This window comes from Flavobacterium kayseriense, from assembly GCF_014305095.1.
GTDB lineage: Bacteria > Bacteroidota > Bacteroidia > Flavobacteriales > Flavobacteriaceae > Flavobacterium > Flavobacterium kayseriense.
The window spans coordinates 236,204-263,140 of record NZ_JACRUI010000002.1; the positions used below are offsets into that span (position 1 = coordinate 236,204).

The 26,937-nt window shown below is 35.0% G+C and carries 27 protein-coding genes and 1 riboswitch; of the genes, 8 read left to right on the top strand and 19 right to left on the bottom strand.

The features are described 5' to 3' along the window. Positions 1-54: 54 nt before the first annotated feature. A complete protein-coding gene (locus tag H8R22_RS07365) occupies positions 55-1,491 on the bottom strand; it encodes a PhoX family protein (RefSeq protein WP_187009814.1) in 1,437 nt (478 codons plus the stop codon). 429 nt (positions 1,492-1,920) lie between these two features. Between H8R22_RS07365 and H8R22_RS07370 the strand changes: the two genes are divergently transcribed. Further along, positions 1,921-2,493 (top strand): hypothetical protein, encoded by a 573-nt coding sequence (locus tag H8R22_RS07370; RefSeq protein WP_187009815.1) that lies wholly within the window; start codon positions 1,921-1,923, stop codon positions 2,491-2,493. A 70-nt stretch (positions 2,494-2,563) separates the two neighbouring features. Here H8R22_RS07370 and H8R22_RS07375 read toward each other — a convergent pair whose 3' ends face one another. Continuing rightward, positions 2,564-3,442 (bottom strand): PPK2 family polyphosphate kinase, encoded by an 879-nt coding sequence (locus tag H8R22_RS07375; protein WP_187009816.1) that lies wholly within the window; start codon positions 3,440-3,442, stop codon positions 2,564-2,566. Positions 3,443-3,643: 201 nt separating this feature from the next. Between H8R22_RS07375 and H8R22_RS07380 the strand changes: the two genes are divergently transcribed. Continuing rightward, entirely contained in the window at positions 3,644-4,480 is an 837-nt protein-coding gene (locus H8R22_RS07380) for a DUF6929 family protein (protein ID WP_187009817.1), read from the top strand. 2 nt (positions 4,481-4,482) lie between these two features. On the opposite strand, the gene H8R22_RS07385 is transcribed toward H8R22_RS07380, so the two are convergent. Further along, positions 4,483-5,346, bottom strand: coding sequence for a L,D-transpeptidase (locus tag H8R22_RS07385; protein ID WP_187009818.1), 864 nt, complete (start codon positions 5,344-5,346; stop codon positions 4,483-4,485). Positions 5,347-5,615: 269 nt separating this feature from the next. Between H8R22_RS07385 and H8R22_RS07390 the strand changes: the two genes are divergently transcribed. Together H8R22_RS07390 and H8R22_RS07395 are read left to right on the top strand one after the other, a co-directional pair. Further along, positions 5,616-6,332, top strand: a complete 717-nt coding sequence (locus tag H8R22_RS07390) for a 3-ketoacyl-ACP reductase (protein WP_187009819.1) — start codon at positions 5,616-5,618, stop codon at positions 6,330-6,332. Between the two features lie 11 nt (positions 6,333-6,343). Next, positions 6,344-6,847 carry a hypothetical protein gene (locus tag H8R22_RS07395; RefSeq protein ID WP_187009820.1) on the top strand — a complete coding sequence of 168 codons (504 nt, stop codon included), beginning with the start codon at positions 6,344-6,346 and terminating at the stop codon, positions 6,845-6,847. Between the two features lie 103 nt (positions 6,848-6,950). Here the strand turns inward: H8R22_RS07395 and mtaB are convergent, their stop codons facing one another. Beyond that, positions 6,951-8,279 (bottom strand): tRNA (N(6)-L-threonylcarbamoyladenosine(37)-C(2))-methylthiotransferase MtaB, encoded by a 1,329-nt coding sequence (gene mtaB, locus H8R22_RS07400; protein WP_187009821.1) that lies wholly within the window; start codon positions 8,277-8,279, stop codon positions 6,951-6,953. Positions 8,280-8,462: 183 nt separating this feature from the next. Between mtaB and H8R22_RS07405 the strand changes: the two genes are divergently transcribed. Next, a complete protein-coding gene (locus H8R22_RS07405; protein ID WP_187009822.1) occupies positions 8,463-9,044 on the top strand; it encodes a hypothetical protein in 582 nt (193 codons plus the stop codon). A gap of 57 nt (positions 9,045-9,101) precedes the next feature. Here the strand turns inward: H8R22_RS07405 and H8R22_RS07410 are convergent, their stop codons facing one another. The 15 genes from H8R22_RS07410 to H8R22_RS07480 form a co-directional block, all read right to left on the bottom strand. Beyond that, positions 9,102-9,899: a Cof-type HAD-IIB family hydrolase gene (locus H8R22_RS07410; RefSeq protein WP_187009823.1), complete on the bottom strand. Its 798-nt coding sequence runs from the start codon at positions 9,897-9,899 to the stop codon at positions 9,102-9,104. Between the two features lie 95 nt (positions 9,900-9,994). After that, positions 9,995-10,213: a DUF2007 domain-containing protein gene (locus tag H8R22_RS07415; protein ID WP_187009824.1), complete on the bottom strand. Its 219-nt coding sequence runs from the start codon at positions 10,211-10,213 to the stop codon at positions 9,995-9,997. A 16-nt stretch (positions 10,214-10,229) separates the two neighbouring features. Further along, complete coding sequence (locus H8R22_RS07420; RefSeq protein ID WP_187009825.1) at positions 10,230-10,907, bottom strand: DEAD/DEAH box helicase; 678 nt, start codon at positions 10,905-10,907, stop codon at positions 10,230-10,232. 86 nt (positions 10,908-10,993) lie between these two features. Then, positions 10,994-12,157 carry a sigma-54-dependent transcriptional regulator gene (locus H8R22_RS07425; RefSeq protein WP_187009826.1) on the bottom strand — a complete coding sequence of 388 codons (1,164 nt, stop codon included), beginning with the start codon at positions 12,155-12,157 and terminating at the stop codon, positions 10,994-10,996. A 189-nt stretch (positions 12,158-12,346) separates the two neighbouring features. Next, on the bottom strand, positions 12,347-13,663 hold the full coding sequence (locus H8R22_RS07430) for an ABC transporter permease (RefSeq protein ID WP_187009827.1): 1,317 nt from the start codon (positions 13,661-13,663) through the stop codon (positions 12,347-12,349). A gap of 67 nt (positions 13,664-13,730) precedes the next feature. Then, a complete protein-coding gene (locus H8R22_RS07435; protein WP_187009828.1) occupies positions 13,731-14,654 on the bottom strand; it encodes an ABC transporter ATP-binding protein in 924 nt (307 codons plus the stop codon). Positions 14,655-14,817: 163 nt separating this feature from the next. Next, positions 14,818-15,939 (bottom strand): molecular chaperone DnaJ, encoded by a 1,122-nt coding sequence (gene dnaJ / locus H8R22_RS07440; protein ID WP_187009829.1) that lies wholly within the window; start codon positions 15,937-15,939, stop codon positions 14,818-14,820. A 52-nt stretch (positions 15,940-15,991) separates the two neighbouring features. Next, a complete protein-coding gene (locus H8R22_RS07445) occupies positions 15,992-16,570 on the bottom strand; it encodes a nucleotide exchange factor GrpE (RefSeq protein WP_187009830.1) in 579 nt (192 codons plus the stop codon). Positions 16,571-16,890: 320 nt separating this feature from the next. Next, the gene (locus H8R22_RS07450) at positions 16,891-18,819 is read right to left on the bottom strand and encodes a TonB-dependent receptor plug domain-containing protein (RefSeq protein ID WP_222616903.1); all 1,929 of its coding nucleotides are present in this window, start codon (positions 18,817-18,819) and stop codon (positions 16,891-16,893) included. A 98-nt stretch (positions 18,820-18,917) separates the two neighbouring features. Then, a riboswitch (cobalamin riboswitch) is annotated at positions 18,918-19,178 on the bottom strand. A 73-nt stretch (positions 19,179-19,251) separates the two neighbouring features. Continuing rightward, positions 19,252-19,782, bottom strand: a complete 531-nt coding sequence (cobC, locus tag H8R22_RS07455; protein WP_187009831.1) for an alpha-ribazole phosphatase family protein — start codon at positions 19,780-19,782, stop codon at positions 19,252-19,254. After that, the gene (locus H8R22_RS07460; RefSeq protein WP_187009832.1) at positions 19,767-20,564 is read right to left on the bottom strand and encodes an adenosylcobinamide-GDP ribazoletransferase; all 798 of its coding nucleotides are present in this window, start codon (positions 20,562-20,564) and stop codon (positions 19,767-19,769) included. The genes cobC and H8R22_RS07460 overlap by 16 nt, the downstream gene beginning before the upstream one ends. A 12-nt stretch (positions 20,565-20,576) precedes the next feature. Beyond that, positions 20,577-22,259, bottom strand: coding sequence for a nicotinate-nucleotide--dimethylbenzimidazole phosphoribosyltransferase (gene cobT, locus H8R22_RS07465; protein WP_187009833.1), 1,683 nt, complete (start codon positions 22,257-22,259; stop codon positions 20,577-20,579). Between the two features lie 15 nt (positions 22,260-22,274). Then, on the bottom strand, positions 22,275-22,931 hold the full coding sequence (locus tag H8R22_RS07470) for a Dph6-related ATP pyrophosphatase (protein WP_187009834.1): 657 nt from the start codon (positions 22,929-22,931) through the stop codon (positions 22,275-22,277). A gap of 2 nt (positions 22,932-22,933) precedes the next feature. Next, positions 22,934-23,443 carry a bifunctional adenosylcobinamide kinase/adenosylcobinamide-phosphate guanylyltransferase gene (locus tag H8R22_RS07475; RefSeq protein WP_187009835.1) on the bottom strand — a complete coding sequence of 170 codons (510 nt, stop codon included), beginning with the start codon at positions 23,441-23,443 and terminating at the stop codon, positions 22,934-22,936. A 1-nt stretch (position 23,444) separates the two neighbouring features. Continuing rightward, entirely contained in the window at positions 23,445-23,822 is a 378-nt protein-coding gene (locus H8R22_RS07480; protein WP_187009836.1) for a cysteine-rich CWC family protein, read from the bottom strand. Positions 23,823-23,918: 96 nt separating this feature from the next. Between H8R22_RS07480 and H8R22_RS07485 the strand changes: the two genes are divergently transcribed. The 3 genes from H8R22_RS07485 to H8R22_RS07495 are packed head-to-tail and all read left to right on the top strand — an operon-like array spanning position 23,919 to position 26,881. Then, positions 23,919-25,061, top strand: a complete 1,143-nt coding sequence (locus tag H8R22_RS07485; protein ID WP_187009837.1) for an ABC transporter substrate-binding protein — start codon at positions 23,919-23,921, stop codon at positions 25,059-25,061. A 6-nt stretch (positions 25,062-25,067) separates the two neighbouring features. Further along, the gene (locus H8R22_RS07490) at positions 25,068-26,099 is read left to right on the top strand and encodes an iron ABC transporter permease (RefSeq protein ID WP_187009838.1); all 1,032 of its coding nucleotides are present in this window, start codon (positions 25,068-25,070) and stop codon (positions 26,097-26,099) included. Next, positions 26,099-26,881, top strand: coding sequence for an ABC transporter ATP-binding protein (locus H8R22_RS07495; protein ID WP_187009839.1), 783 nt, complete (start codon positions 26,099-26,101; stop codon positions 26,879-26,881). Before H8R22_RS07490 ends, H8R22_RS07495 begins: the two co-directional genes overlap by 1 nt. Positions 26,882-26,937 lie beyond the last annotated feature (56 nt).

The following is a 26,937-nucleotide window of genomic DNA, read 5'->3' on the forward strand; positions in this document are numbered from 1 at the left end:
GCCACGGTTTCAAGAGCTGAAGCCGCGGACTTTTGACTATATTTTTTATGTAAATTATCGTGCTAGCCCTTTTATTAGAACAATTTGACTCGCTTGTTTTTCGTTTGGTCGTCCTGTACCTCCATCAACTCCTTTGTATTTATCTCCAGTCCAAGTATGCGGCTGAACACTCAATAAAAAAGTGTCTTCGACTCCTAATTGTTCAGAAACATCAATTAAAGCTCCGTATTCCCAATCGCCTTTGCCAGAAGTTCCGCCAACATTATATTTTGCTGCATCTGTTGCGGTTCGGCGGTGATCTAGTTCAACCACAACCTTCATCGTTTTTTTAGCAATATCATATTGATAAATATACGCATCGTGAGTCTCATCTCCGTATCCATTTGCATCCTCTTGAACGTAAACGTAGTTCTTAGTAACACAAATATTATCTGGATTCTGAAATGTTTTAGCTATTCCGTTGCGGTCATCTCCATCAAGTACCACTTTCAGAGTACCTGCTAAAGGATTGCCGGCATCTAAATTTAACTGGTACACTCTTCCGTACTTTGTTCTTGAAGCATCAGCATTACTTCCCGTTGTGTTTTGACCCGTAACATTAAAGTAAATTTCTCTATCGGCGTTACTACCTCCTTTACGATAATCTAAATCTTCTACACGACCAAACTTAATTGCCTTCAAAGTATTAACTGAGGCATTAATTTGATTACCAGTCATTGTAGTGTGATTTTCAATTTTTACAAATGAAACAGGATACGATTCACCTACAACCATATCTTTCTCTCTTTGATTGTCGTTTGTTCTTTTCATCATATACAAAGAACCATTTGCTAAATCACCAACTGTGTTACTTACATACATAAAAACTTGACCTCCGTACGTACCCGAATCGTCATCACCAATTACAACAACTGTTTTTCCTGCAAAAGCAGACGCTTTTAATGGCACAGCATTCTCAGCACTCAAGCGACCAAGCCCAGGAAGTTCCTTTGATACACCAGCCGACCCAACATCTGCATAAGGATTTAATCCATGTGTGCGAGACTCTTCTCCAGATTCTCCTGCCGTTAAATACAAAGGGCCAAAACCATGTTCAGCAGGTGTAGCCATTGTAGCTCCACACAATCTCCAAGTTCCTCCATTAGAGTTTAGCAAATATTCTCCTTTTACGGGTTTAAAAGATTTATCTAGCGTGATTCTAGAAACAGAGAAGTTGTCTTCGTGGTTTACTAAAAAAGTATAGGTACCGTCGCCATTTTTTAATAATCCTGTACCATCTGCAGAACCTCCAAAAACAAAATTTGGACTCTGAGGTAAAACATCATCAGACGTTATAAGTGAATACAACTCTAACTTTTCAAATCCTGATTTCCTGGTTAATAATACTGGTGTAATAGATTGATCTACTAAAACAACCTCTGACTCAGCCTTATCATTCTCACAAGCAATAAAAGACGCTCCTAACAGCAGTCCTAAAATAATTTTTTTCATTTGTTTGTTTATTAAATTCAAAGCAAAGAAAGGATTGCTATTTTAAAACTAAATGAACTAAAGATTACTAAAACTTAAAATAATAGTAGGATATTAAGTATAAAACCAACAATTATTTTACATAAGAGTGCTATTAGAACCAAATGATGATTTTAAGATAACTTTAGTCTAAAATAAAATTATATTTTTAAAAATACAGCTCTAAGTAATTGATTACTAATTGTAAAAATAAAAAACGATAAGATCCTTAGCCCTTACTATCAAAGGATTTGTGAGGCTCTCTAGTTATACACAACAATTATTACATAACAAAAAATGAAAATCCTATAACATTTACAGTCTACATCGGTTCTACATTTGTCCCAGTCATCAGCAAGGAAAAAACCCGAGAATGAAGACATCATAAATTATAAATAAAACGTAAATAGTATGAAAACTACAACAAAAATCAAAACAGTACTTTTAGTAGCCATAGCTGCTCTATTTTCTAACACAACAACGGCGCAAGAAACAACAGCACCTTCAAATTACGATCAAGGATTTCGTTTAGGAGTTGGACTAAACGCTGGGTACGCAACCCAAGATCCTTATAAATTGGCATTAGGTGGTGATGTTCGCTTACAATATGATTTATCAAAAAGATATTCATTAACAATGACTACTGGATACACTAACTTATTTGTAAGCAATTCTGACGCTATTCCTGGACAAGTTGCCGGAAAAGACCTTGGATTCATTCCTGCTAAAGCGGGATTCAAAGCTTTTATTTGGGATGATCAGTTTTATGTAATGGGTGAGGCTGGAGCTGCATTTGCAGTTTCTCATGGAAGTAATGGTACTTCATTGTTATTAGCTCCAACTATTGGATATGCTACTAAATATGTAGACATCTCAGTTCATTATGAGCACTATTCTGACTTTGCTAAAATAAACAACAACGGAAGTACTGGTACAGGAGTAGGACAAGTTGGAGTTCGTTTAGCTTACGGTTTCAAATTATAAAAACTAAGAAAATTGAATTAGTTAAAATTGAATTAGTTAAAAAGGGCTCTGAAATTTCAGAGCCCTTTTTTTATTCTTTTGATAGTTGCTCTTTATACATACTAAAGTTCAACTTTACCTTCTCATCTAATTCAGGTTCTTTTATATCCGTATATTTTTGCATTTCATTCCACATAATTTCGGCAATAATATAACGGCACATGTCTTTATCATCAGCGGGAACTACATACCAAGGTGCGTTTATGGTCGCAGTTTTATTTATCGCCTCTTCGTAATATTTCATATAATCATCCCAGCGTTCCCGTTCTTTTAAATCACCCGCCGAAAATTTCCAATAGTGCTCTTCTTCCTCTAAACGTCTCAGCAATCTTTCGCGTTGTTCCTCTTTACTCAAGTGCAAATAAAACTTCAAAACAATGGTTCCGTTTTGCGTAATATGCTTTTCAAAATTATTAATCTGCTCCATTCGATTTTCCCAAAACTGAGGTGTAATATCAGTAACCTCTTCGATACCTGGCAAATTCTCGTTCAAGATATACTCTGGATGCACTCGAGTAACGAGCACATTCTCATAATGTGTTCTATTAAAAACGGCAAACTTCCCTTTCTCAGGTAAAGCCAAATAGTGTCTCCACAAATAATCATGTTCTAACTCTGTCGAATTTGGCGTTTTAAAACTATGCACCAGTACTCCCCTTGGATTAAATTCCTTAAAAACTTCTCGAATCAAACTATCTTTGCCCGAAGTATCCATGCCTTGCAAGCAAATCAATACACCGTAACGATTGTGCGCATACATCACATCTTGCAGTTCACTTAATTTTTTTTGAACCTTGTCTAATTTATTCTCCTTATCATCGTCACTTGCTTCATTAAATAAGTTCGTCGGTCTGTTTGCAAGCGTAATAGTATCAACAACTTTAAAATTTTCTGGATTTATAGATTTCATAGGATACCGGTTTTAATTAAAGTAAATATAGTATTTTTGGGTAGCTATTTCCTGCTTTTCATGGCAATACTTTTCAAGTAATTGTTTTTTTCTTAGGTCATTGCAAGAGCTTCCTTTGGTCGCTTTGCACCTCCCAGAAAAAAATACAATTCCTTTTCAAACTATTTCTATTGCAATCAGGGCTAAAAACAAGATCCTTTCATGACAAAATTCACCTTAGAAATTCTATTTCGTATCATTGGTATAGGTTCCGCTTCGGGACTTTTTTACCAAAATAATTCCATATTTGTCATAAGCGACAACAGTAGCTTTTTGTACGAGTATAATATTGCTAAAGAAACACTTAAGGAATATCCCTTATTAAAAAATGCTTCGCAAAACATTGCAAAGCAAGACAAACCTGATTTTGAGTCCCTTACCCATTTCCAAGACACCTTATACATATTTGGCTCTGGCTCGACTGTCAAACGAAATACGATGATCGCCTTTGATTTAAAAACCAAAAAAAAAGCAAACACTAATGACCTAACAGACCTTTACGCAGTGATGCAAAGTTTTGAAGCTGTACTACCGCAGGATTTTAATGTAGAGTCTGTTATCTACACCGGTGAAGATTGGTATTTATTCAATCGTGGTAATGGTGGTAGTGGCAAAAACATTATTTTCACACTCCATGCACAAAAATTAGATCAGGAGTTTAGCTTAATTGCAAATACCTATAAACTCCCTAAAATAAAAGGTGTTCGCACCTCTTTCACAGATGCAATCAAAGTTGGAAACAAGATTTACTTTTTGGCCACAGCCGAAAACACAATGAACACCTACGACGACGGAACAATTCTAGGAAGTATAATTGGCCGAATTGATATAGAAACTATGAAAATAGATTTTGCAAAAAAAATTAGCCCAACGAATAAATTCGAAGGGCTAACTTTATATGCTCAAACCAAAGACCAAGTTCAATTCCTGCTTTGCGAGGATAAAGATACCTATATTCTTGATAGCACTATTTTTAAATTGACTTTGGATTTAAAATAGATTTATGCTTTATTTGCTTCTTTATTTTTTTGCTCCTTCATAATACTACTCAGGTGCGGTTGCACTGTTTGTTTTACATCCTCTTCTGATAAAGTTAAAGCTTTTGGATCAGATGTTAACTCCAACCAAGGTTTTGATGCCTTAAAATCATATGTACCAAAAACAACTACTGGAGTTCCTTTCACTTTGACCGTTTCTGAATCAGCAAGTACCCATTGATCAGCCCAGTCATATAAATAACGAGCATCACGTTCTTGTAATCTCAAGCAAGAGTGCGATGCAGGATAACCCGGCAAAGCATATTGGTGAAAACCTACTCCTAATTTATTCGCAATATTGTAATTCCATTTCAAATCCCACTCATCATTGAAGGTACTTGTTGTTTCCTCTGCTTTCCAGTTCGTAAAAAATAATCCCGTAGGAGTTTGATCTTTTTCACGCCCCATATTTGTAGGACCTGTGCGAACCAACTGCCCATTTTCATAAGCTGCAAATGTTTGAGATGGATAGGAAAATAAAATAATTTTATTCACTTCTTTCAAAGCAGCTACTTCCAGCGGAAACGGTAAGTAAAATTCAATATCACCACTTAAGTCTTTAGGTACGATAATGGAATCCATTTTTTTTAAATTCTCGGCGTCGGTCCTATTTGTTGCGTAGGCGATTCTTAAACTAGTACTATCGGCTTCATTTTTCGTTAACCATTCTTTAGTACTAACTACAGTATAGGAAACTTCTTTTGGTTCATGACGCTCAATAACCTTTGTAGGTGCAGTTGTTTCAACAGTACCTTTTGCTACTTCTTGTTTGCAGGAAACAAAGGTTGTAATTGCAAAACCTAAAGCAAGTAAATGTATCTTTTTCATAAAATTATTTTAAATTAGTATGTATTTTAAAGTAAGGCTAGACTACAACTTTTGGTTCTTTACCAGTTGTTTCAAAGGCCTTAATTAATCTATAATAGATTACTGTAAATTTCTACCTTTTTACCCTTTTTAGTGTTACGTAATTATTAGTTAATCTTATTACATTTTAATACAACGCCCTCTTTTATACCACCATTTTTAACTTTTTAATATCATTTAAAAAATTTCAAAGGGTTAACTTTGCTATTCAATTTATAATAAAAATTAAAATGACGGACTTAAAAAATAAAAATGCCTTAATCACAGGCGCAGGAAAAGGAATAGGAAAAGCGATTGCGCTAGCACTAGCTAAAGAGGGTGTTAACGTAATTTTAATCGCTAGAACCCAAGAAGAAATTGATAATGTTGCCGCTAAAGCACGTGCCTTACGCGTAAAAGCAATCGCTATTACTGCCGATGTAACCGACATCAATTCTGTTAATAAAGCTGCGGAAAAAGCAATAGCTGAATTTGGTAGCATAGACATTTTAATTAATAATGCAGGAATTGCTGCTTTTGGTAAATTCCTAGATCTTGAGCCTACTGACTGGGAGCGTATCATTCAAGTGAATTTAATGGGTACTTATTATATGACTCGCGCGGTGTTACCAAACATGATAGAGAGACAATCAGGAGATATCATAAATATTTCGTCTACAGCGGGTCTTGCAGGAAATGCTTTAACCAGTGCGTACAGTGCATCTAAATTTGCTGTTCTTGGATTGACTGATTCCTTAATGCAAGAAATGCGCAAACACAACGTACGTGTTACAGCTTTAACCCCAAGTACTGTTGCTACAGATATGGCTAAAGACCTAAAACTAACCGATGGTGATCCAGAAAAAGTAATGCAAGCAGAAGATATTGCTGAATTAATCGTTGCTCAACTAAAGTTAAACCGTCGTGTATTTATTAAAAATAGCAGCATTTGGTCTACTAACCCTTAAATAATGACAGCATGGAAAAAAATTTGAGACAATTAATCTCGATAGAATTCGAAGATAAAAAAGAAATTTTTACTGGTTTCCTGATCGACTACTCTGATGATTGGATTTTGTTGCGCAACAATCCTGTCGATTTTATCGTAGATGGTTACGTTTTGCTCAAAAACAAAAACATAAAAAGTATACATCGAGACGAAGATCATGAATTTACAGAGAAAGTAATCCGACTTAAAGGAGTTAAAACTAATGCAGAGGATATCATCCCGATCAAAGACTTAGCTTCTATTGTAACGTACTTGGATAAAAAATATGGGATTTTTCAAATTTCAAAAAAGTCATCAAAATCAGCTTATCTAGGAAAGTTAATCGAACTAAATAAAGAGGAATTGACTATTGATTTTTTAGATATTCGAGGAGAATTTGGTGGAGAACTAAGCTTTAATCCCGAAAAAATTAGAGTTATTGAATTTGATACTGATTATATCAACTCTTTAAAATTGGTAATTAAAGAAGAATAATAAAAGTGATTTGGAACGTAATAATTCCAATATAAAAAAACCATTAAGAAAATAGTGACTCTATTTTCTTAATGGTTTTTTAAGTATTTAACTTTACTTAAGTTTAAACCTCTACATTTAGAAATTCCATTCGTACGCTTCCGTCTTCATCAATTCGAGTTAGATTAATATCGTGTAAGGTGTTTACCAAAGCCGGGTTCCATGGTGTTTTTACTTTTACATAATTCTCTGTAAATCCATGAATATAACCCTCTTTATTCTCACTTTCGAACAAAACTGACCTGTTGCTTCCCAACTGATTTTCATAAAAAGCACGACGCTTTTTTACAGATAAACTACGTAGCATTTTACTACGTTTAGCTCGCACATTGGCAGCAACTACGCCATCCATTGTAGCAGCTTCCGTATTATCACGCTCTGAATAGGTAAAAACATGTAAGTAAGATATATCCATCTCATTTAAGAAATGATAGGTTTCTAGAAAATGTTCATCTGTTTCACCAGGAAAACCTACGATCACATCCACACCTATACAAGCATGAGGCATCACTTCTCTAATTTTATTTACTCTTTCGGTATAAACTTCTCGTTGGTACCTGCGCTTCATTAACTTCAAAATATCATTACTTCCTGATTGTAAAGGAATGTGAAAATGAGGTACAAAAGTTCGGCTTTTAGAGACAAATTCTATCGTTTCGTTTTTCAACAAATTGGGTTCGATTGATGAAATTCGCAACCTTTCGATTCCTTCTACTTCATCTAGTGCTTGCACCAATTCTAAGAACGTATGTTCGTGTTTTTTATTTCCGAATTCTCCTTTTCCGTAGTCGCCAATATTAACTCCAGTAAGTACAATTTCTTTGATGTTTTGAGCTGAAATATCTTTTGCATTCTTCAACACATTTTCTAATTCATCTGAACGTGAAATTCCACGTGCTAGTGGAATGGTGCAATAGGTACATTTATAATCACAACCGTCTTGCACTTTTAAAAATGCTCTAGTTCTATCACCTATTGAATAACTTCCTACATAAAAATCAGCATCAGCAATCTCGCAAGAGTGTACTTCGCCCATGTCGTTCTTAGATAAATCGTTAATATAATCAGTGATTTTAAATTTTTCAGTAGCACCAAGAACCAAATCAACTCCATCTACCGCAGCTAACTCTTCAGGTTTTAATTGCGCATAACAACCCACTGCAGCTACAAAAGCCTTGTTGTTGAGTTTCATGGCTTTCTTAACCACTTGTTTGAATTGTTTATCTGCATTTTCGGTAACAGAGCAGGTATTAATCACATACATATCAGCCACTTCTTCAAAATCAACTCGATCAAATCCTTCGTCTTGAAAACTACGAGCAATAGTCGAAGTTTCTGAAAAATTTAGTTTACATCCTAGCGTGTAGAACGCTACTTTTTTTCTGTTTTCCATATGTAGTCACTAATAATGAAATCGTTGTCAAAAATTAGCGTGTGCAAATTTACAAACAATTTTTATAATGAAAATAGTATTTAGCAATTAAGTCTATTTCATTTCTAATATTATAGCATCAAAGAGTTTCGCTATTCGATTGTTTTGAATACTTTTGAACATCAGATACAATCATACTTAGAAATGAAAAAAATTATTATTGCACTATTTATTGTAGTATCAACTACAGTTAGCGCTCAAAACAAGGTGGAATGGGACGGTAAATATGAGCTACAATTATCGGACTTTCAGTCAGAAGGCACGCAAGTTGGCGGCACTTCCATAATTAGTATGCAAACCGCTTCTAGTTTACAGTTTGGATTTCAAATGAGTAATGTCGAGTTTATGTTTACTAAAAACTTTAACACGAAAGTAGAATGTGCCTTTCAGAGGGATGGAGCTTTAATCGTGGCACCAGATACGCTAACAGCAAATAAATTAGTCCAATTTGCACAGTATCAATTTAATTTATCTGAATTGTACGCTCGAAAATTGAGACAACAAATATATGAAAACAAGGCTACTTTCTCAGATATCAGTTTTTTGAAACCCTTATATGAAAATATAGAAAAAGATTTCATTACTGAAAATGGAGTTGCATCTAAAGAAACAAACCTAGGACAAGAGGAAGAAAAACTTGCTCTTTTAAATGCAAAAGTACTTACTAGCATTGAAGAGTTAGCTGATTTTTGTAAAAGTTGTAAACCCCCAAAAAAGAAAAAATAAGTAACACAATAGCAAATCCATACAATATTATGGATTTGCTAAAAACATTAAAAAAAATTAATTTAAAATAAATCTCCTCACTACCTCAGCTACTCCATGATTATTGTTTGAAGCAACAATAACATTAGCTTTATCTCGCAGGTCAGCATCGACATTGTCAACCCAGACACCAAGACCTGCATACTCTATCATTGACAAATCATTACCTGCATTACCAACTGCAATAACCTCTGATTGAAGAATATTTAGTTTATCCGCCAAGAATTTCACACTAGCTCCTTTATCAATTCCGTTTTGTGCTACTTCTAAGAAAAAAGGTTTAGACATGCACACACTTAAATGAGGCATTGCTTTTTTTAAATCCTGCTCTACTTCTTTTAAATAAGAAGGCTCTTCTAACAAGATACATTTTACAGCAGATGATTGTACAGCTGCTCTAAAATCATTGACTTTGTTATGTTGCAAGCCGGTAATATTTAATTCTACATCGATGTACTCTGAACTAGTCTCACTCACTACCTTACCATCCACGTAAGTGATAATATGAGTCTTATGTTTGACGCTATAGTCGTATAATTCGTGAATCTGCTCTTGAGTTAACATTTGCTCGAAAATAATTTCGTTTTCTTTCAAATTGGTTATTACAGCTCCGTTGTACGAAATAATATATGAATCACCCAATCCTAATTCCTTAGCATATTCAATCATAGCTGGGGTTGGTCTGCCAGAAGCAAGAATTACAAGTACTCCCATTTCTTTGGCTTTAGCCAACATTAGTGCATTCTCATCAGAAATTTTATGGTCATCGTTTAACAAGGTATCATCCATGTCTAAAACCAGCATTTTATATTTCATTTCTTTCCCTTTATGGTAATTACAAAAAAAGAAACCTTCACGTTTTTATAACATCAAAGGTTTCTCATTGTATAGATTTAAGATTTATTATGTTTTTAGATACTTAACCTAAATTCTTCGATTACAGGATTTACTTTTGCAAATTCTGTTTCTTGTACAAATAATTCAACCGCTGATCCTGAACTACCAAAACCTGCTAATCTAGCTGATTGAATATTGTCCTTCATCAAGACATCGATTCCAATAGCTTCAATTTTTTCTTTTAAAGCCATTGCTAAAATTTCACTTCCTGAAAACACTTTCATTAATCCCATGGTATTCTATTTTATATTATTTTTCGTCTTCGTCGTTTTTCCCTTCAATATCTTCATCCTCGTCTTCATCCACGTCTTCGTCTTCCTCAATTTCAAATAAGAAAGGTTCTTCCATCATTTTTTCAGCAAGAATATCTATTCTGTCTGAAAGAATTTCAGAAAAAATCACTCGTTGCGTTCGAGCTATACTATTAGAAATACGCATGATCTTAGTTTCATGACGTAATTTTAAAATAGCATCAGCGTCATCTATAATAAACATTTTTAAACGGTTTACGTTGTAGCCAGCAGTACTAAACATGTCATTTAATTTAGCAGGAGTACCAATTAAAACATCAATACCGCCTGAAATATAATTCTTATCATATTCCATGTCTCCTTTTTCATGCACGCCATAAACGGTCAAATCAGTATGCTTACCAAATTTTTCAAAAAGAGCACTCATTGCAAGTACTTTCTCTTTGCTTTCAACCATTATTAAAGCTCTTGGTGATTGCTCGCCTTCTTTAACTAATTGCTGAATAACATTTAGTACGATAGTTGTCGATTTTCCGCTACCAGGAGGTGCAATAATAATACAATCTGCTCCACTTTTAAGAGTCGAAAAAGTTTCTTTTTGCATTCCATTTGGCTCCGTTAATCCGTTTGCTATTAATGATTCCTTTAAGCCTTCGTTTATTTTTTTTAGTTTCATTCTTTATTATTGAAAGTCTAAAAACCAATAAATGCTAACTTTACATAGCATTGATTTAATTTTTAAACCATTAATTTACTTTGATATTATTTAGAAGCAAAAAGCTTTACGTCATTCTCAGATATTTGGCTACCGCCAAGAATAATCAATCGTTCTACAACATTTCGAAGCTCTCTGATATTTCCAGTCCAATCGTATTCCTGTAATAAATTAATTGCATCAGCAGAAAATTTCTTAACTGCATTTCCTTGCTCTGAAGCAATTTTATCTGCAAAATGACCTACGAGCAAAGGTATGTCATCGCGTCTCTCATTTAGCGAAGGTACTTTAATTAAAATAACTGCTAATCGATGGTATAAATCCTCACGGAAACGACCCTCGGCGATTTCTGTTTTTAAATCTTTGTTAGTTGCCGCTACGACACGAACATCAACTTTTATATCCTTATCAGCTCCTACTCTTGTGATCATGTTTTCCTGCAATGCACGCAACACTTTGGCTTGAGCCGACAGACTCATATCTCCAATTTCGTCTAAGAAAATTGTTCCCTTATCTGCTGCTTCAAACTTACCTGCTCTGTCTTTTACAGCTGAAGTAAATGCTCCTTTTACGTGACCAAACAACTCACTTTCTATTAACTCAGATGGTATTGCAGCGCAGTTTACTTCGATTAAAGGAAAACTAGCGCGTTCACTTTTTTCATGCAATTGATGCGCTACTAATTCCTTTCCAGTTCCGTTAGGCCCTGTGATTAGTACTCTAGCCTCGGTAGGCGCAACCTTATCAATCATAACTTTGATATGACCTATAGCTTCACTCTCACCGATCATTTCGTAATTTTTGCTAACTTTTTTCTTAAGAATTTTATTCTCGACAACAAGCTGCTTTTTATCTAAAGCGTTTCGAACCGTATTTAATAAACGGTTTAAATCTGGTGGTTTAGATATATAATCAAAAGCCCCTAATCGCATGGTATTGATGGCCGTTTCCATGTCACCGTGACCGGAAATCATTACGATTGGAATTTCGGGTTTTATTTTTTTTACGGCTTCTAATAACTCTACGCCATCCATTTTTGGCATTTTGATATCGCAGAGTACTAAGTCATAATCATTATTCTTTATTTTTTCGAATCCTAAAATACCGTCTTCGGCGTCCTCGACTTGATAGCTATCGTTTTCTTCTGAAAGAATTTTTGTTAATACTCTTCGAATTGCTGCTTCGTCTTCTATGATAAGTATTTTTGGCATCTTTTTTTGTTTTAATCGTTAGTAGCTGTTATCGAATTGATTCTCCAAGTACAAAATCATCTTGGCAATCTAGCCCTGATAGAGCCGATATCCTCGCGATCCCGTTCTTTAGCGAGCGTGAGATAAAGGCGAAAGCAGGTACTTTGTAAATTGACAAAAACCAAGCCATTCGCTCCTAAGCCTTTTGTTTTAATACTGAAGCCATTTATATAACTCTTTCCATGTTGGTTTTTTACCGTACATTAAAATACCAATACGGTATATTTTAGCTGCAAACCAAACAACAGCAAAAAAGGTAGCAAAAAGTAAAGTTACTGAGATTGCCACTTGCCACAAAGGTACGCCAAATGGTATTCTCATAAGCATTACAATAGGTGATGTTAGCGGAATCATTGAAAAAACAACTGCAATAGTGCCATGTGGATCATTGACAACACTAAAAAATCCAACATAAACACTTAACATTAAAGGCATAATTACCGGCAATAGAAATTGCTGAGAATCGGTTTGATTGTCGACCGCTGCACCAATAGCAGCATAAAATGAACTATACAAAAAATAACCTCCTATAAAATAGATTAGAAACGAAATAAGGATGGTTGCAATAGGTAAATTCCATAACTCTTTAATATACATCTGGGCTGTTCCTGCAAAACTGTTTTGCGCTTGTTGCATGGCTTCGGGCGAGATTTTAGCCGTTGGTGATGCGTTGACGCCAAAGAAATAAGAGGCTGCAAACATTAAAGAAAGTCCCAACAGAGCCCAAATTAAAAATTGTAAAATTCCAGCTAGTGAGGTTCCTACTATTTTACCAATCATGAGCTGAAAAGGCTTAACCGAAGAAATAATAATTTCGATAATTCGATTGGTCTTTTCCTCGATTACGGAACGCATAACCATGTTACCATAAATTATAATAAACATCATGATGAGATAACCAAAACCTCCACCGATAGCAATTTTAATCTCGTTAAGGCCTTTCATACTTTCCTCACCAGAAGCTTTTGTTAAACTAATATTAACTTTTGATTGTGCTTTTTGAATCGCTAGCGTATCTAAATTAGCGTTTTCGAGATTGAGATTCGTGATTTTTGTAGCTATAACATCTTGGATATTCTCTATAAAGGAAATACTAGGACTGCTGTTTGATACGAATTGAATTTTAGTTTCAAACTCACTTATAGCTGTCGCCTGAGGTATTATCAATAATCCATCATATCCCTCGCTAATAATACTATCTTTTAAAAACTTAATATCTACAGCAGATAAATCGAGATAGTTGTAGGCTCCTTTTTTACTATTTTGAGAAGTGAAATTTTTAACAAATAAACCCGATTCGTCATGAATGACTATTTGCTTTGTATCGGCTTTCATTGAACTTAAATACCCTACAAAGGCTGCGATACCCACAAATAGTAGCGGACTAAGAAAGGTCATGACGATGAAAGACTTGTTGCGAACCTTAGCAACAAATTCTCTTTTTATGATTAATGATATAATGCTCATAATGTTGTTTTTTGAAGTATGAAATCCCAAACTAAACTATGATGATTGGAATATGTTTGTTTAGGATTTACTTTTCCTGTACGGATTGAATAAAAATATCATTGACGCTAGGAATTTTTTCTAAAAAGTGCGTTACTTGACCTCGTTGCGTTAAGATATTTAGTAATTCGTTAGGCATCGAGTTGCCTAATTGAACCTCTAATTTTAGCTCTTTGTTAAGTGATTTAAAGTGTGCTGGACTTACTGAGAATTTTTGTGTAATATCATACATCAATCCTTCAACATTATCTGACAGAATACCTACTTCGAAGCTATTCGTTCTAAATTGTCTTTTGACATCGTCTAGTTTCCCTTCGATTAATTTATTCGATTTGTGAATTAAGGCAATATGATCACATAATTCCTCTACGCTTTCCATGCGATGCGTCGAAAAAATAATGGTAGCTCCTTCATCACGTAAGGCTAAAATTTCGTCCTTGATTATATTGGCATTGACAGGATCAAAACCTGAAAAGGGTTCGTCAAAGATCAGTAACTTAGGTTTGTGTAAAACGCAAACTACAAATTGAATTTTTTGAGCCATTCCCTTAGAAAGTTCTTGAATTTTTTTGTTCCACCAGCCTTGTATTCCTAGGCGATCAAACCAATACTCTAATTGCTTTTTAGCTTCAGCTTTAGACAACCCTTTCATTTGAGCTAAATACAAGCATTGTTCTCCTACTTTCATACTGGTATACAAGCCTCTTTCCTCTGGAAGATAACCTATATATTGAACATGTTTGGATTGTAGTTTTTCGCCATCGAGTATGACTTCGCCACTATCCGGAAGTGTAATTTGATTGATAATTCGGATAAGGGAGGTTTTTCCGGCGCCATTAGGACCTAAAAGGCCATAAATACTACCTTTAGGAACGGTTAATGAAACTTCGTTAAGTGCAACATAATCACCGTACTGCTTAACAACTTTATTGACTTCTAATAGGTTACTCATGCTGAATTTTTAAATTTACTTGACAACATTGGCTCTCACATTCTCTATGCTGTAAAAGTAACTAATTAGTAGCTAAACGGGACTAATTGTTACATAAAAACCCATCTTCCTTTTAAAGAAGATGGGCTTGTATATTGGCATCAAATGATCTAATTTTCTTTAATTAAGAGAACATATCTTTTACTTTTTCAAAAAATGATTTGTCTGATTTCTCTGGATTAGGAACAAAGTTCTCATCCGTCATATTTTTTTCAAAAAATTGTTTTTGCTCTTTATTCAATGTTTTTGGCGTCCAAACATTTACATGAACTAGTAAATCTCCGTTACCATAACCATTAATACTTGGAATACCTTTTCCTTTAAGTCTTAAAATTTTTCCAGATTGAATACCTTCTTCTAGTTTGATTCTCACCTTACCATTGATCGCTTCAATATCTTTAGAAACACCTAAAACAGCCTCAGAAAAACTAATATATAAATCGTAGTGTAAGTTTTCGCCCTCGCGTTTCAACCACTCGTGCTCTAATTCTTCGATAGCTACAATTAAATCTCCGGGAACACTGTTGCCTGGCGCATCGTTTCCTTTATTCGAAACTTTTAATTGCATCCCATCTACTACTCCTGCCGGAATCTTGATCGAAACTGTTTCATCTTCTAGTATCATTCCTTGCGAATCTGCTTCGCTTGGTTTTTTGTCTAAAATTTGACCTGATCCTCCACAAGTAGGACAAGTAGATGCAGATTGCATTCTGCCTAAAATTGTATTTGTTACACGCATCACCTGCCCTTGCCCGTTACATGTACTACATGTTCTATAGGTAACACCTGGCGCCTGCACCTTACGCTTCACTTTTACTTTTTTCTCAACACCGTTAGCGACTTCTTCCAGTGTTAATTTTACTTTGATACGTAGATTACTACCTTTAGTACGACGTTGACCACCGCCACCGCCACCAAATCCGCCACCACCACCAAAGGCACTACCAAAGATATCACCAAACTGACTAAAGATGTCGTCCATATTCATACCTCCATGACCGCCGCCACCAAAACCACCAGATCCATCAAATGCTTGATGACCATACTGATCGTATTTGGCTTTCTTGCTAGCATCACTTAAAATCTCATAAGCTTCAGCAGCTTCCTTAAATTTTTCTTCTGCCGCTTTGTCTCCAGGATTTTTGTCAGGATGATATTCTAATGCTTTCTTTCTGTAGGCTTTCTTAATCGCTGCAGCATCTGCACCTTTAGCAACACCTAATATCTCGTAAAAATCTTTCTTCATTTTAATTTTTTTCTTTTGATAAGTTGCACTTTATACATGCTTCTCTTGCAAACTATTGTCCGATTACTACTTTAGGAAAACGAATAATTTTATCTCCTAATTTGTATCCTTTTTCAAGAACATCAACAATTTTACCTTTCATTTTATCATTTGCAGCAGGGATTTGCGTAATTGCTTCAGCAAAATCAGCATCAAATGTATCACCGGCTTTTACTTCTACTACTTCTAGTCCTTTACCTACTAACGTACTTTTTAATTTTTCATGAATAAGTTCAACACCTTTAGCCATAACCTCATCTTCAGACTTGGCTATTTCCATGATTGCTCTATCAAAATCATCTAATACTGGCAACATAGCTAATAAAACTTCTTGATTTGCTGTTTTAAACAATTCAATACGTTCTTTAGTAGTACGTCTTTTATAATTCTCAAACTCAGCAAACAGTCTTAAAAACTTATCTTTTTCTTGCGCTAAGTCTTTCGCTAATTGCTCTTCAACAGTTAATTCCTCAACAACAACTTGCTCTCCAGTTGCATTGTTTTCCATCGTTACATCTTCTACTTTCTGATCGATATCTGTATTTTCAGCAGCCATATTACTTGTATTTTTAAATATATTCTTAAACTTCATTTTTGCACTTTTCTTTGGATGGCAAAAGTTCTGCCAAATCTGTAAAAATGTCAAATTGTCACTCTTTTTTCTACAATCAAACGTTTTCTAATTCGCGTGCCGCAAAAGCATAATCACAATGATTTAAAAAAATTAATAAAATTTTAAGACTTTTGCAGAATAGTTTATTTATGTTTGTTATTGAATGAAGTAAACACTGCGAGTACAAATAGAAAGCAGTTTAATTTTATTCTTTATAATTATTAATTCGTGATTATCCCATATCAAAAAAAGCTTTGTTTCATGAAACAAAGCTTTTTTTTTTGACTAGCTGTTAAAATTTAGAAATTGATATTTAAACCTGCTCTAAAGTTTCGACCTCTAGTACTAAAACCTCTTGCTTCAACAAAATCTTTATCAAGTAAGTTATCTGCCGCTGCAAAAACATTTAACCTGTTTTTAATTACCACATAGCGAATAGTTGCATTAACCAATTGGTAGTTTTTTAGGATTTCAGAGTTTAAAACCGGAACGAATGCAGGAGCTGGATATGTGGTGTATTCCGTATATCTATCCGACACAAATTGATAGGTCGCACTAAAAGCTAATCGTGTAGTTGCTTGTACATCGATTCCTGCATTGACCTTATTTTTAGGATTTAAAATTCTAGATTGTCGCTCTAAATCAGTAAAAGTATAATTAGCATTCAATCGTACTTTGTCACTTAGATCATAAACAATCATGGTTTCGATTCCTCTAACTTTATTTTTCCCCAAAACATTAAAATATTCGTAAGCGGTCAAATCAAATCCAATAGCATCTACTTCTTCTCTAAAAAAAGCAATTGTTGTTACTGTAATTTTATTACTGAACAATTTAGCTTCTAAACCTAACTCAAAAGTAGCATCTTTTTGAGGGGCTAATGCTATATCTCCATATTCAGAGTAGAGCTGATATAAACTAGGTGCAATAAAAGCAGTACTGTAAGAGGCTAGTACTTTTAAAGGCATATTTGGAATTACGTACGACGGATTCAAGTTGTACACTAGATTATTTCCAAATTGACTATGCATTGTATAGCGTGCACCAACATTAAGATTTAAACCAAAATCAGAATTGTAAACTGCCGTAGCATACGGATCAAACATATTAAACTTAGCCAATTCCTCAGGTATAAAAGCATAATCACTTTTATTTGACATTTCATGAAATTGAAATTGAGCTCCCGTTACAATGAATAATTCTGGAAGTACATTATACTTATTAAATACATCAGCATTAATATTTCTTGATTTATAATAAGAGAAACTTCCAAAGTTAAAAAGATCTCGTTCAATCGAACTTGCACTCGAGTTCATTACAATTTCACCGCCATTGTACTTATACTTTGGTGAAAAACCAATGCGGTACTGCTCAGAAGTAGAAAAATTATCCTTATTATCGGCAAAAGAACCTGAATCAAATTCATTTCTTAATTTATCATAACTCGCGAAAAAATCTAATGATAATTTCTTATTTGGTGTAAAACCAAATTTCACAATCGAATTTACTCTAGAAAAAGCATCTTTCTCAAAAGCGATATTTTCACTAGCAGATTTTGCCTCTGAAATACCCGTTGATTCTGTACTGTTTAAAGCAGCAAAATAATTGAACTTATGCGACTTACCATTAAAAGAAAACCCTTGATTAAAATCATTGATAGTATTATTACTTTCCTTGGCAACATTTTGCGTCCCCATGTTCAAATAAACAGCACCTGCGATAGCTTTTGTGTCTGCCTTTTTTAGGGTAATATTGATCACCCCTGTCGCAGCTCCGGAACCGTAAAGCGTGCTTGATGCTCCTTTCATGATTTCGATACTTTCTATCTGATCAACAGGAAGAAGTCGTAAGTCATAAGACAAATCAATTCCTGAAGCATCCGTAACCGGAACACCATCAATCATAATTAAAACCTGGTTTCCTCTTCCGCCTCTAATGTACATTCCTAAGTCTTTTCCGTTTCGGCTTTGATTTCCATTAATTTCGACACCTGCAACTGTACTTAAAATAGAAGCAACTGACTGCCCCGGCCTTTTCTTTAAATCTTCGGCTGTAATTTTAACAATTACTTTTCCTGATTTCTCCTTAGAAAGTGCAAATTTCGAATCTGAAATCACAACTTCATTTAATTCGTTTGACACAGGAAGGACAATTCCTTTTTTTTGTGCAAAAGTACAGGCGCTCACTAATAGACATAGCGCACTAATACGAACGATTTTTTTGTTCATTTTGTTAACATTTGGCAACAGTTTATAGCTGTTGCGTGACTAATAAATGGGAGAAAAGCATAGAATGACCCATACCCAAACCTTTTTTCCCGAAAGTTTGATACTCGATGTAGTAGGCAGGTCTCCTGGCTTGCGTCTTGTTGTTCACCTTCTCATTCGCCGTAGCGAACAATGGTTTAGTAGATAACAACAAGCTTAATAGCTTACAGTTGCGGGTACAGCTTAGGATTTGCGAATTTGGAGCCAAGATTCTAGAGGTAGTACCATCTAAAAATCAATTTTCTGTATTCATACACCTAATTCCCTTTTAATGCTCTTTTATAATAGTAAAAAAGCAACCTCAATACGGCGGCAAATATAACATATAATAAAGAGAAAACTAACATTTATTAAGCTGATCGAAAAATAGAATAAAATCTACATTACAGTTAGCTACAAGGGTGATAATTCTATTTTAGTAACCGATCCAAAATCGATCTTACTGTTAAAAGCATCCTTTAATGGCGTATTCGTTTGTTGACACAAAATACTTCTAATAACGCCCGAATGTGTTACAATAACTATTGGTTTCGATTCTTCAACTAAAAGTTGGTTGCTTAAAAAATCTAGAACACGGTTATGCAAGTTGAGGAAAGACTCGCCGTTAGGTACCGTTTTAGTAACAAAATCAGCCATCCAAGGATTTAAATCTACCTCAGGAATAGCGTCCCATTTTTGTAATTCCCAATCACCAAAATTCATTTCCATCAAGCGGGAATCAATTAGCACCTCGCTAGAAAGGTGATTAGCGAGAATTTTACATCTAAGTAAAGGACTGGAATAATAAATCGCATCAGCAGGAAGTTGTTTTTTTATATTATCAAAAACAGGCAAGAAGGGTTCTATAATACCCACGTCAGTTTGTCCATAACAAACTCCTTTTTCACAAACTGTTTCTGTATGACGCACTAAATAAACTTCCATAATCCAATAATTGATAGGTAAAAAATAATCTCACTCACTTGTTGAGTGGCTCCAAGGCAATCTCCAGTATAGCCGTCTATCCATTTTTGAAAATAACGAGCCATGAAAAATCTTGAAAAAAATACTGGAATCACCACCAAACAAAGTTGCCACTGCCAATAACTTAATACCGCAAGCGGCAGTAGCCCAAAAAACAGCGCACCTACTATCTCTTTCCACGAATAACTTTGAGCAATAGGCTTGCTTTTGCTCGACGCATCCTCTCGAGAGTAAACATGTGTAAAAACAATTGATATTGCTGCTAAGCGACTTATTGAATGTGCTGTTACAAAAAGTAATAATCCATAAGTAGCAGCTTGCATATTTCCTACTTGAAATGAGGATAATAATGTAGCAATCGCGGTGAATTTCAATATAAGTAATAGTACTACACCTATGGCTCCATAGGCACCAATAGCACTGTCTTTCATGATGAGTAATATTTTGTCCTTGGTCCAACCACCACCAAAACCGTCACATACATCAGCAAAACCATCTTCGTGAAAGGCTCCTGTAGTCAAAATGGATATAATCATTGATAGTACAACTGCAATCTCCACATTGAATAAATATGTAGAAGTATAAAAAGCAGCATAAGCCACTACTCCCACAATCCAACCCACTAGTGGGAAATATCGAGATGCTTTGTTTAAATAATCGGGATTGTGGTCAATATTTTTGGGACACGGAATTCGTGTGTAAAACATCAAGGCGGTAAAAAATATATGTAATTCTTTTTTCATTGTAATGGGTACTTATTTGTTACTTACACCAGCGCTTTCAAAACTAGCCATTTCATTTAAAAACGCCACAGCCGACTTAATTATAGGAAAAACAATGGCACAGCCTGTTCCTTCACCCAATCTTAAATCTAATTGTAAAACAGGCGACACCTCAAGATATTGAAGTAATTTTTGATGTCCTTTTTCAGCTGATTGATGGCAAAAAATCGCATTTCTAACAATTAAAGGGTTCTTTTTGAAAGCAATCAAATAAGCAACTGTACTTATAAAACCATCCACTAAAATGATCATATTATTTTGATACCCCTCAAGCATTCCTCCTGCCATTTGTAAAATCTCAAACCCACCAAAATAAGTTATTAGTGACTCTAGATCTTGCGGACCTTTGTAATTCTCGAGTGCCTCTTTAAGGATGGTTTGTTTTTTTGTGAATTGTTGTTCACTGACTCCAGTACCTTTCCCGATGCAATCATCTAAAGTTAAACCAGTAATAACGCTCATTAGTATAGCAGCTGTAGCTGTATTTCCAATACCCATTTCTCCAAAACCGATGCAATTACTTCCTTGCCTTGCTATATTAGCCACCACTTCACCTCCTTTTTGCAAACACAATTTCATTTGGCTTCTACTCATAGCAGGTCCTCCTAAAAAAGACTGTGTTCCTTTATCAATTTTTGAGGATATCAGTTTAGTGTTAGATGCAAAATCATAGTTTACACCTGCATCTACGATCGTGATACTAATATTGTTCTGGTCGCAAAAAACATTAATCGCCGCACCGCCTTCGAGAAAATTAGTAACCATTTGCCTGGTAACATCTTGAGGATAAGCACTAATCCCATGGTTTGCTATTCCGTGATCTGCAGCAAAAACTACAATAGTTGGTGTGTATATTTGCGGACTCAATGATTGAAAAACGGTACCTATTTGCAAGGCCATTTTTTCTAAAACACCTAATGACCCTTGTGGCTTTGTTTTTTGATCAATCTTATTTTTTAATTCTTCAATTAGAGTAAAAGAATACTCCAGTGATTTAGCTGTTGAAACTGCCACTTTTTCCTTTACGACAACACTTGTAATTTCTGAAACAATGGGTAATTCCTCTTTTTCTTTCCATTTTAATTGCTGCAACATCGGTTGGTCTTCATAATTCGTGGCTGGTTGGCCTACGCAAAAATAGCCTAGAGGTTCAATATGATCTGGCAAACCTATTATTTTTTTGAATTCGTAATAGTTCAAAATCGATACCCAACCCATCGAAAAACCTTGTTCAGTCAGAGATAACCATATATTTTGAGCAGCACAGACCGCACTAAATTTAATTGCCTCAGAACTCCCAACGGTTCCAATTGTGAAATTATTGAGAACAGAACGATCATAAGCAATGATCAGACCAAGGGGAGCTTCCTCTATTGCTTCTAATTTTAAAGCTTTGTATTGTTCTTTTTGGGTGTCATTATCTGTAGCCTCGGTTGCTTTTTTATCATAATCCAGAAACAATTCTTTTATCGCTTTTTTTACTTTTGCCGATTTAACAATGTAATACCTCGTTGCATCAGTTAAACCAACTGAGGGGGCCCTTTGCCCTGCTAACAAAGCCTTAGTTAAAACTGATTCCGGAACCTGATCATTTGTAAAATGACGGGTATCGCGACGTGCCTTTATTATTTCGTCTAAGGTTCTTATCTTTTTCATATTAAGTACTGCTTATTAATGATACTCGAATTCTTCCCAAACTAAGAAGCAATAGCTATCGTACGTTTTTTTACTATATTGTGGAAGAACAATTGGCTCAAAAAAAAGAGGACAATTTATTACCATCGTATGAAACTCACCATTTTCTCCACAAGGATCTATTCCGAGTTGTTGTAATTCGATTGCCAATTCCTTCGTTAAAATCCTACCTAGATATCCCTCGCCCATGTAGCTATTGCAAGAAACAATCATGGTTTCAATTCCACGGTCAATCATTTCGTTGACCAGCACAATTCGTTCTTGCTGCCATAAAGGTAAAATTGCTTTTAAGTTTACGGCTAAACACACTTTATCTTCCCAATCTTTGTGTGCTTGCAAATCGATATCCCCAAAAACTGCGGCATCTAGGTCATAGCTTTCTTTAAGCGTATTTAAAACACCAATAAACTCCTTTTCATAATCAGTCCAACTTGCAGGAATTCCTTCAAGTGGAACTTGCATTTTTGAAGCTTGTTGCTTTAAAATTGATAGTGGCAACCCGTGTGAACGAGACACTTTGCCGTTTTCATTCATCATATTGAGCAAAACTTTAGGTGTTAACCCTTGTTCGATGGCCAACATCAAAGCATAGCAACTGTCTTTCCCTCCACTCCATGAAGTTACAAAATTCATAATTATCCTTTTATCATTACTGGAATTCCAGAAACCATTAGTATTACCTTATTTGCTTTGTTAGCCAAATATTGATTCATCCATCCTTGCAATTCTGTAAACTTTCTGCCTACTGCTGTGTCAGCGTGCAGTCCCATCCCAATTTCATTCGAAATGATAATAATAGTCGAATTTTCGTGAAATGCAATGGCGTCAAACTCGGCCTTTGCTTGCTCGAGACACAATTCGACATCGTTTTTAGTATCTACAAAAAAATTAGTAAGCCATAAAGTAACACAATCTATCACGGCAACCTTCCCTGAAAAATCAATCTCACTTAGAAACTTTTCTTTTTCAATATTGGTCCATCTTTCATCACGATCTTTTTGATGGCGATCAATTCGTTTTTGAAAATCAGTATCCCATTTACGAGCAGTGGCAACGTACATTGGATTCGCTGATAATTCTTTAGCTATATTTTCGGCATAACTACTTTTACCTGAGCGTTCACCGCCAGTAATAAAATAAATCATTCTAAATGTTTTTTAATTGATAAGGACAATGACGGCAATTGTTACCACAACAAAAACCTCGTTTGAGATGAAACCATGGCTTAAACACATAATTTCCATTCTCTATGTAATAATCAATATCGTTTATTATAGCGTTTGTTTTAGGCAAGTCTTTGGCTAGATTTTGGTGTGCATTCTCGGGAGATATTGTTTCGACATACTGCTCAATTTTAAGAATACATTTTGTCTTTAGACAACTAGGGCACAGACAATCCCTCTCAGATTTGGTGTCAAAAATAAATGGATAATCAAAACACCAACATTGATTCTCACTATCAGTAACCGCACAACCAAAAGTTTTACCACAGCTTGAACAATGTTTATCCTTTATTAAACTCATGAGGTAAAGATAACATTTGTTCAGTTTTTTATCCTAAAAAATAAACAATAAATTTTATATTTTGCTCTACCTTTGTTTGAGTTTTAAAAAACAGCTATGAAAATATTTTTGCGCAAAATTGTTCTTCTTCTAGCAATACTTCAATTTGCAAGTTGCAAAAATGCAGAAGAAACAGTTCCTACTAACCAACAATCTAGTTCTAACCAAATTGAATACGCAACTAGTTTATCTATCTACAAACACGAAGGTTATACTATAGTAAAAGTGAATAATCCTTGGCCAAAAGCCAATAAAAAATTCACTTACATCTTGCAGAAAAATGGTGGTATCGTTCCCGATAGTTTAAAAAAATACAATACAATTAGAGTTCCTCTCCAATCGATTGTGGTTACTTCTACAACCAATATTCCGTTTTTAGAGATGTTAAAAATAGAAAATCAATTGATCGGTTTTCCACATACAGATTACATATCTTCAGAAAAAACAAGAAGCTTAATTGCTGCAGGAAAAGTTAAAAATATTGGACAAAATGAACGATTAGATGTAGAGCAACTAATTGATTTGGCACCATCAGCGATTGTTACCTATGGTATAGACAACAACAATCCTATGATTGATAACTTAGAGAAAAGCGGTTTAAAAGTTATTATTCAAGCAGATTGGATGGAGCAGTCACCACTTGGAAAAGCAGAATGGATTAAACTTTATGGTGCGTTATTTGGAAAAGAGGAAGAAGCCAAAACTCAGTTTGATGCTATTGTGAAAAATTACAATGACGCAATGCAGCTTGTCTCTAAAACGGAAGCACAAGCAACCGTTTTATATGGCTCCATGTACCAAGATCAATGGTATGTTGCTAATGGCAATAGTTGGGTTGCACAGTTTATGAAAGATGCTAAGTCCAATTATTTATGGGCTGATATTGCTGGATCAGGAAGTACTCCTTTGTCCTTTGAACAAATACTTGAAAAAGGCAAATCAGCTAATTACTGGATTACTACTGGATCTTTCAAATCCTACACAGAGATGAGGAGCAAGAACCCACATTACAGTCAATTTGACGCTTTTACTAAAAAAAATATTTATAGTTTTGAGAGCAAATTAGGAGCAACGGGAGGAACTATTTATTACGAAATAGCGCCAAGTCGTCCCGATTTAGTATTAAAAGATTTCATTAAAATTTTCCATCCAGAGGCACTTCCTAACTATTCTTTTACTTTTGCTGAAAAAATAAAATAAACTCCATTGCTAAACAAAAAACGAAATACTATTCTATTCCCAGTTCTAACATTAGGGCTAATCGTACTTTTTTTTGTAAATATAAGTTTCGGATCTATTACAATTCCGATTCATGAAATATATACTAGTCTTACGGGAGGAGAAGCTAGCAAATCTACATGGGAGTATATCATCATAAACTACCGTTTACCTAAGGCCATTACCTCTATACTTGTAGGTATGGGTTTAGCAACTAGTGGTTTATTGATGCAAACCTTATTTAGAAATCCGCTCGCTGGACCGTATGTATTAGGGTTAAGTTCTGGAGCAAGTTTAGGAGTAGCTTTTGTTATTTTAGGTGCTGGTTTACTACCTCCTTTTTTATCGTCACTTCTACTTTCTAGTTATGGTGTCGTTCTGGCATCAACACTTGGCAGTTTACTTGTTTTACTAGCGGTATTATTAGTCTCGTACAAACTTCGTGATACCATGGCTATATTAATTGTTGGACTCATGTTTGGTAGCCTAACGAGTGCCATTGTAGGAACTCTAACTTATTTTAGCACGGCCGAACAACTTCAAAAATTCACTTTTTGGTCGATGGGAAATTTAGGTAATCTTTCCTGGACATCAATTGCGATCTTAACCATTTGCGTCATTTTAGGTCTTTTATTAAGTTTATTAAGCATAAAGCCACTGAATGCACTTTTACTTGGTGAAAATTATGCACGAAGCCTAGGGTTAAATTATAAGAGAGCCCGACTAATAATTATTTTTGCAACAAGTATTCTGGCCGGCAGTATCACTGCATTTGCAGGACCCATCGCATTTATTGGCCTTGCTGTTCCTCACATTTCTAAACTCGTGTTTCAAACAAGTAATCATACTATTTTATTTTGGAGCACACTCCTATTTGGAGCAGGAATTATGCTTATTTGTGATACTATATCACAGGTTCCAGGTGGAGATTTCACTTTACCAATTAATGCGGTAACCTCCATTTTTGGAGCCCCAATAGTTATATGGTTATTAGTTAGGAAACGTAAAATGATGGGATAATGAGAAATAATATAATTTTACAGACTTGTGATTTAAACATTGGATACTCATCTAAGAATTCCTCCATTGTGATCGCTAAGAATTTGAACATTACCTTAAAAAAGGGAAAATTAATTGCATTAATTGGAGCCAATGGTGTTGGAAAATCAACCCTTCTACGCACGCTTACCGGTATTCAAAAACCGCTATCAGGAACAGTTTCTCTCAATCAAAAAAACATTCACGAAATAGATAATTTGACGTTAGCCCAAAATTTAAGTCTGGTCCTAACTGAGAAATTACCTCCAAGTAACTTAACTGTTTTTGAGCTGGTAGCACTTGGCAGACAACCCTACACCAATTGGATTGGTAAATTAACCGCTCAGGACTACTCAAAGGTAAATGGTGCTTTGTCGCTCACGCAGATAAGTCATTTGGCAACAAAAAAGCATTTTGAAATTAGTGACGGACAGTTACAAAAGGTACTTGTTGCACGCGCTTTGGCACAGGATACTCCTCTTATCATTCTAGATGAACCCACCACGCATCTCGACTTACTTCATAAAGTAGCCCTTTTTAAACTCTTAAAGAAGCTTACTCAAGAAACACAAAAGTGCATTCTGTTTTCGACTCACGATATTGACATGGCAATCCAATTAAGTGATGAAATGATCATCATGACTCCCAAAAAAGTAGAGCAAGACGAACCCTGCAATTTTATCAGTAAGGGTAGTTTTAATACTTTATTTCAAGACGAGCATATTTCTTTCGATTCTGAAAAAGGCAAATTTATAATCAAGTAATTATTTCAGGAGCTTTTTCCAGCTATTCGCTGTATCTTTTATTTTTAAAGAAAAAA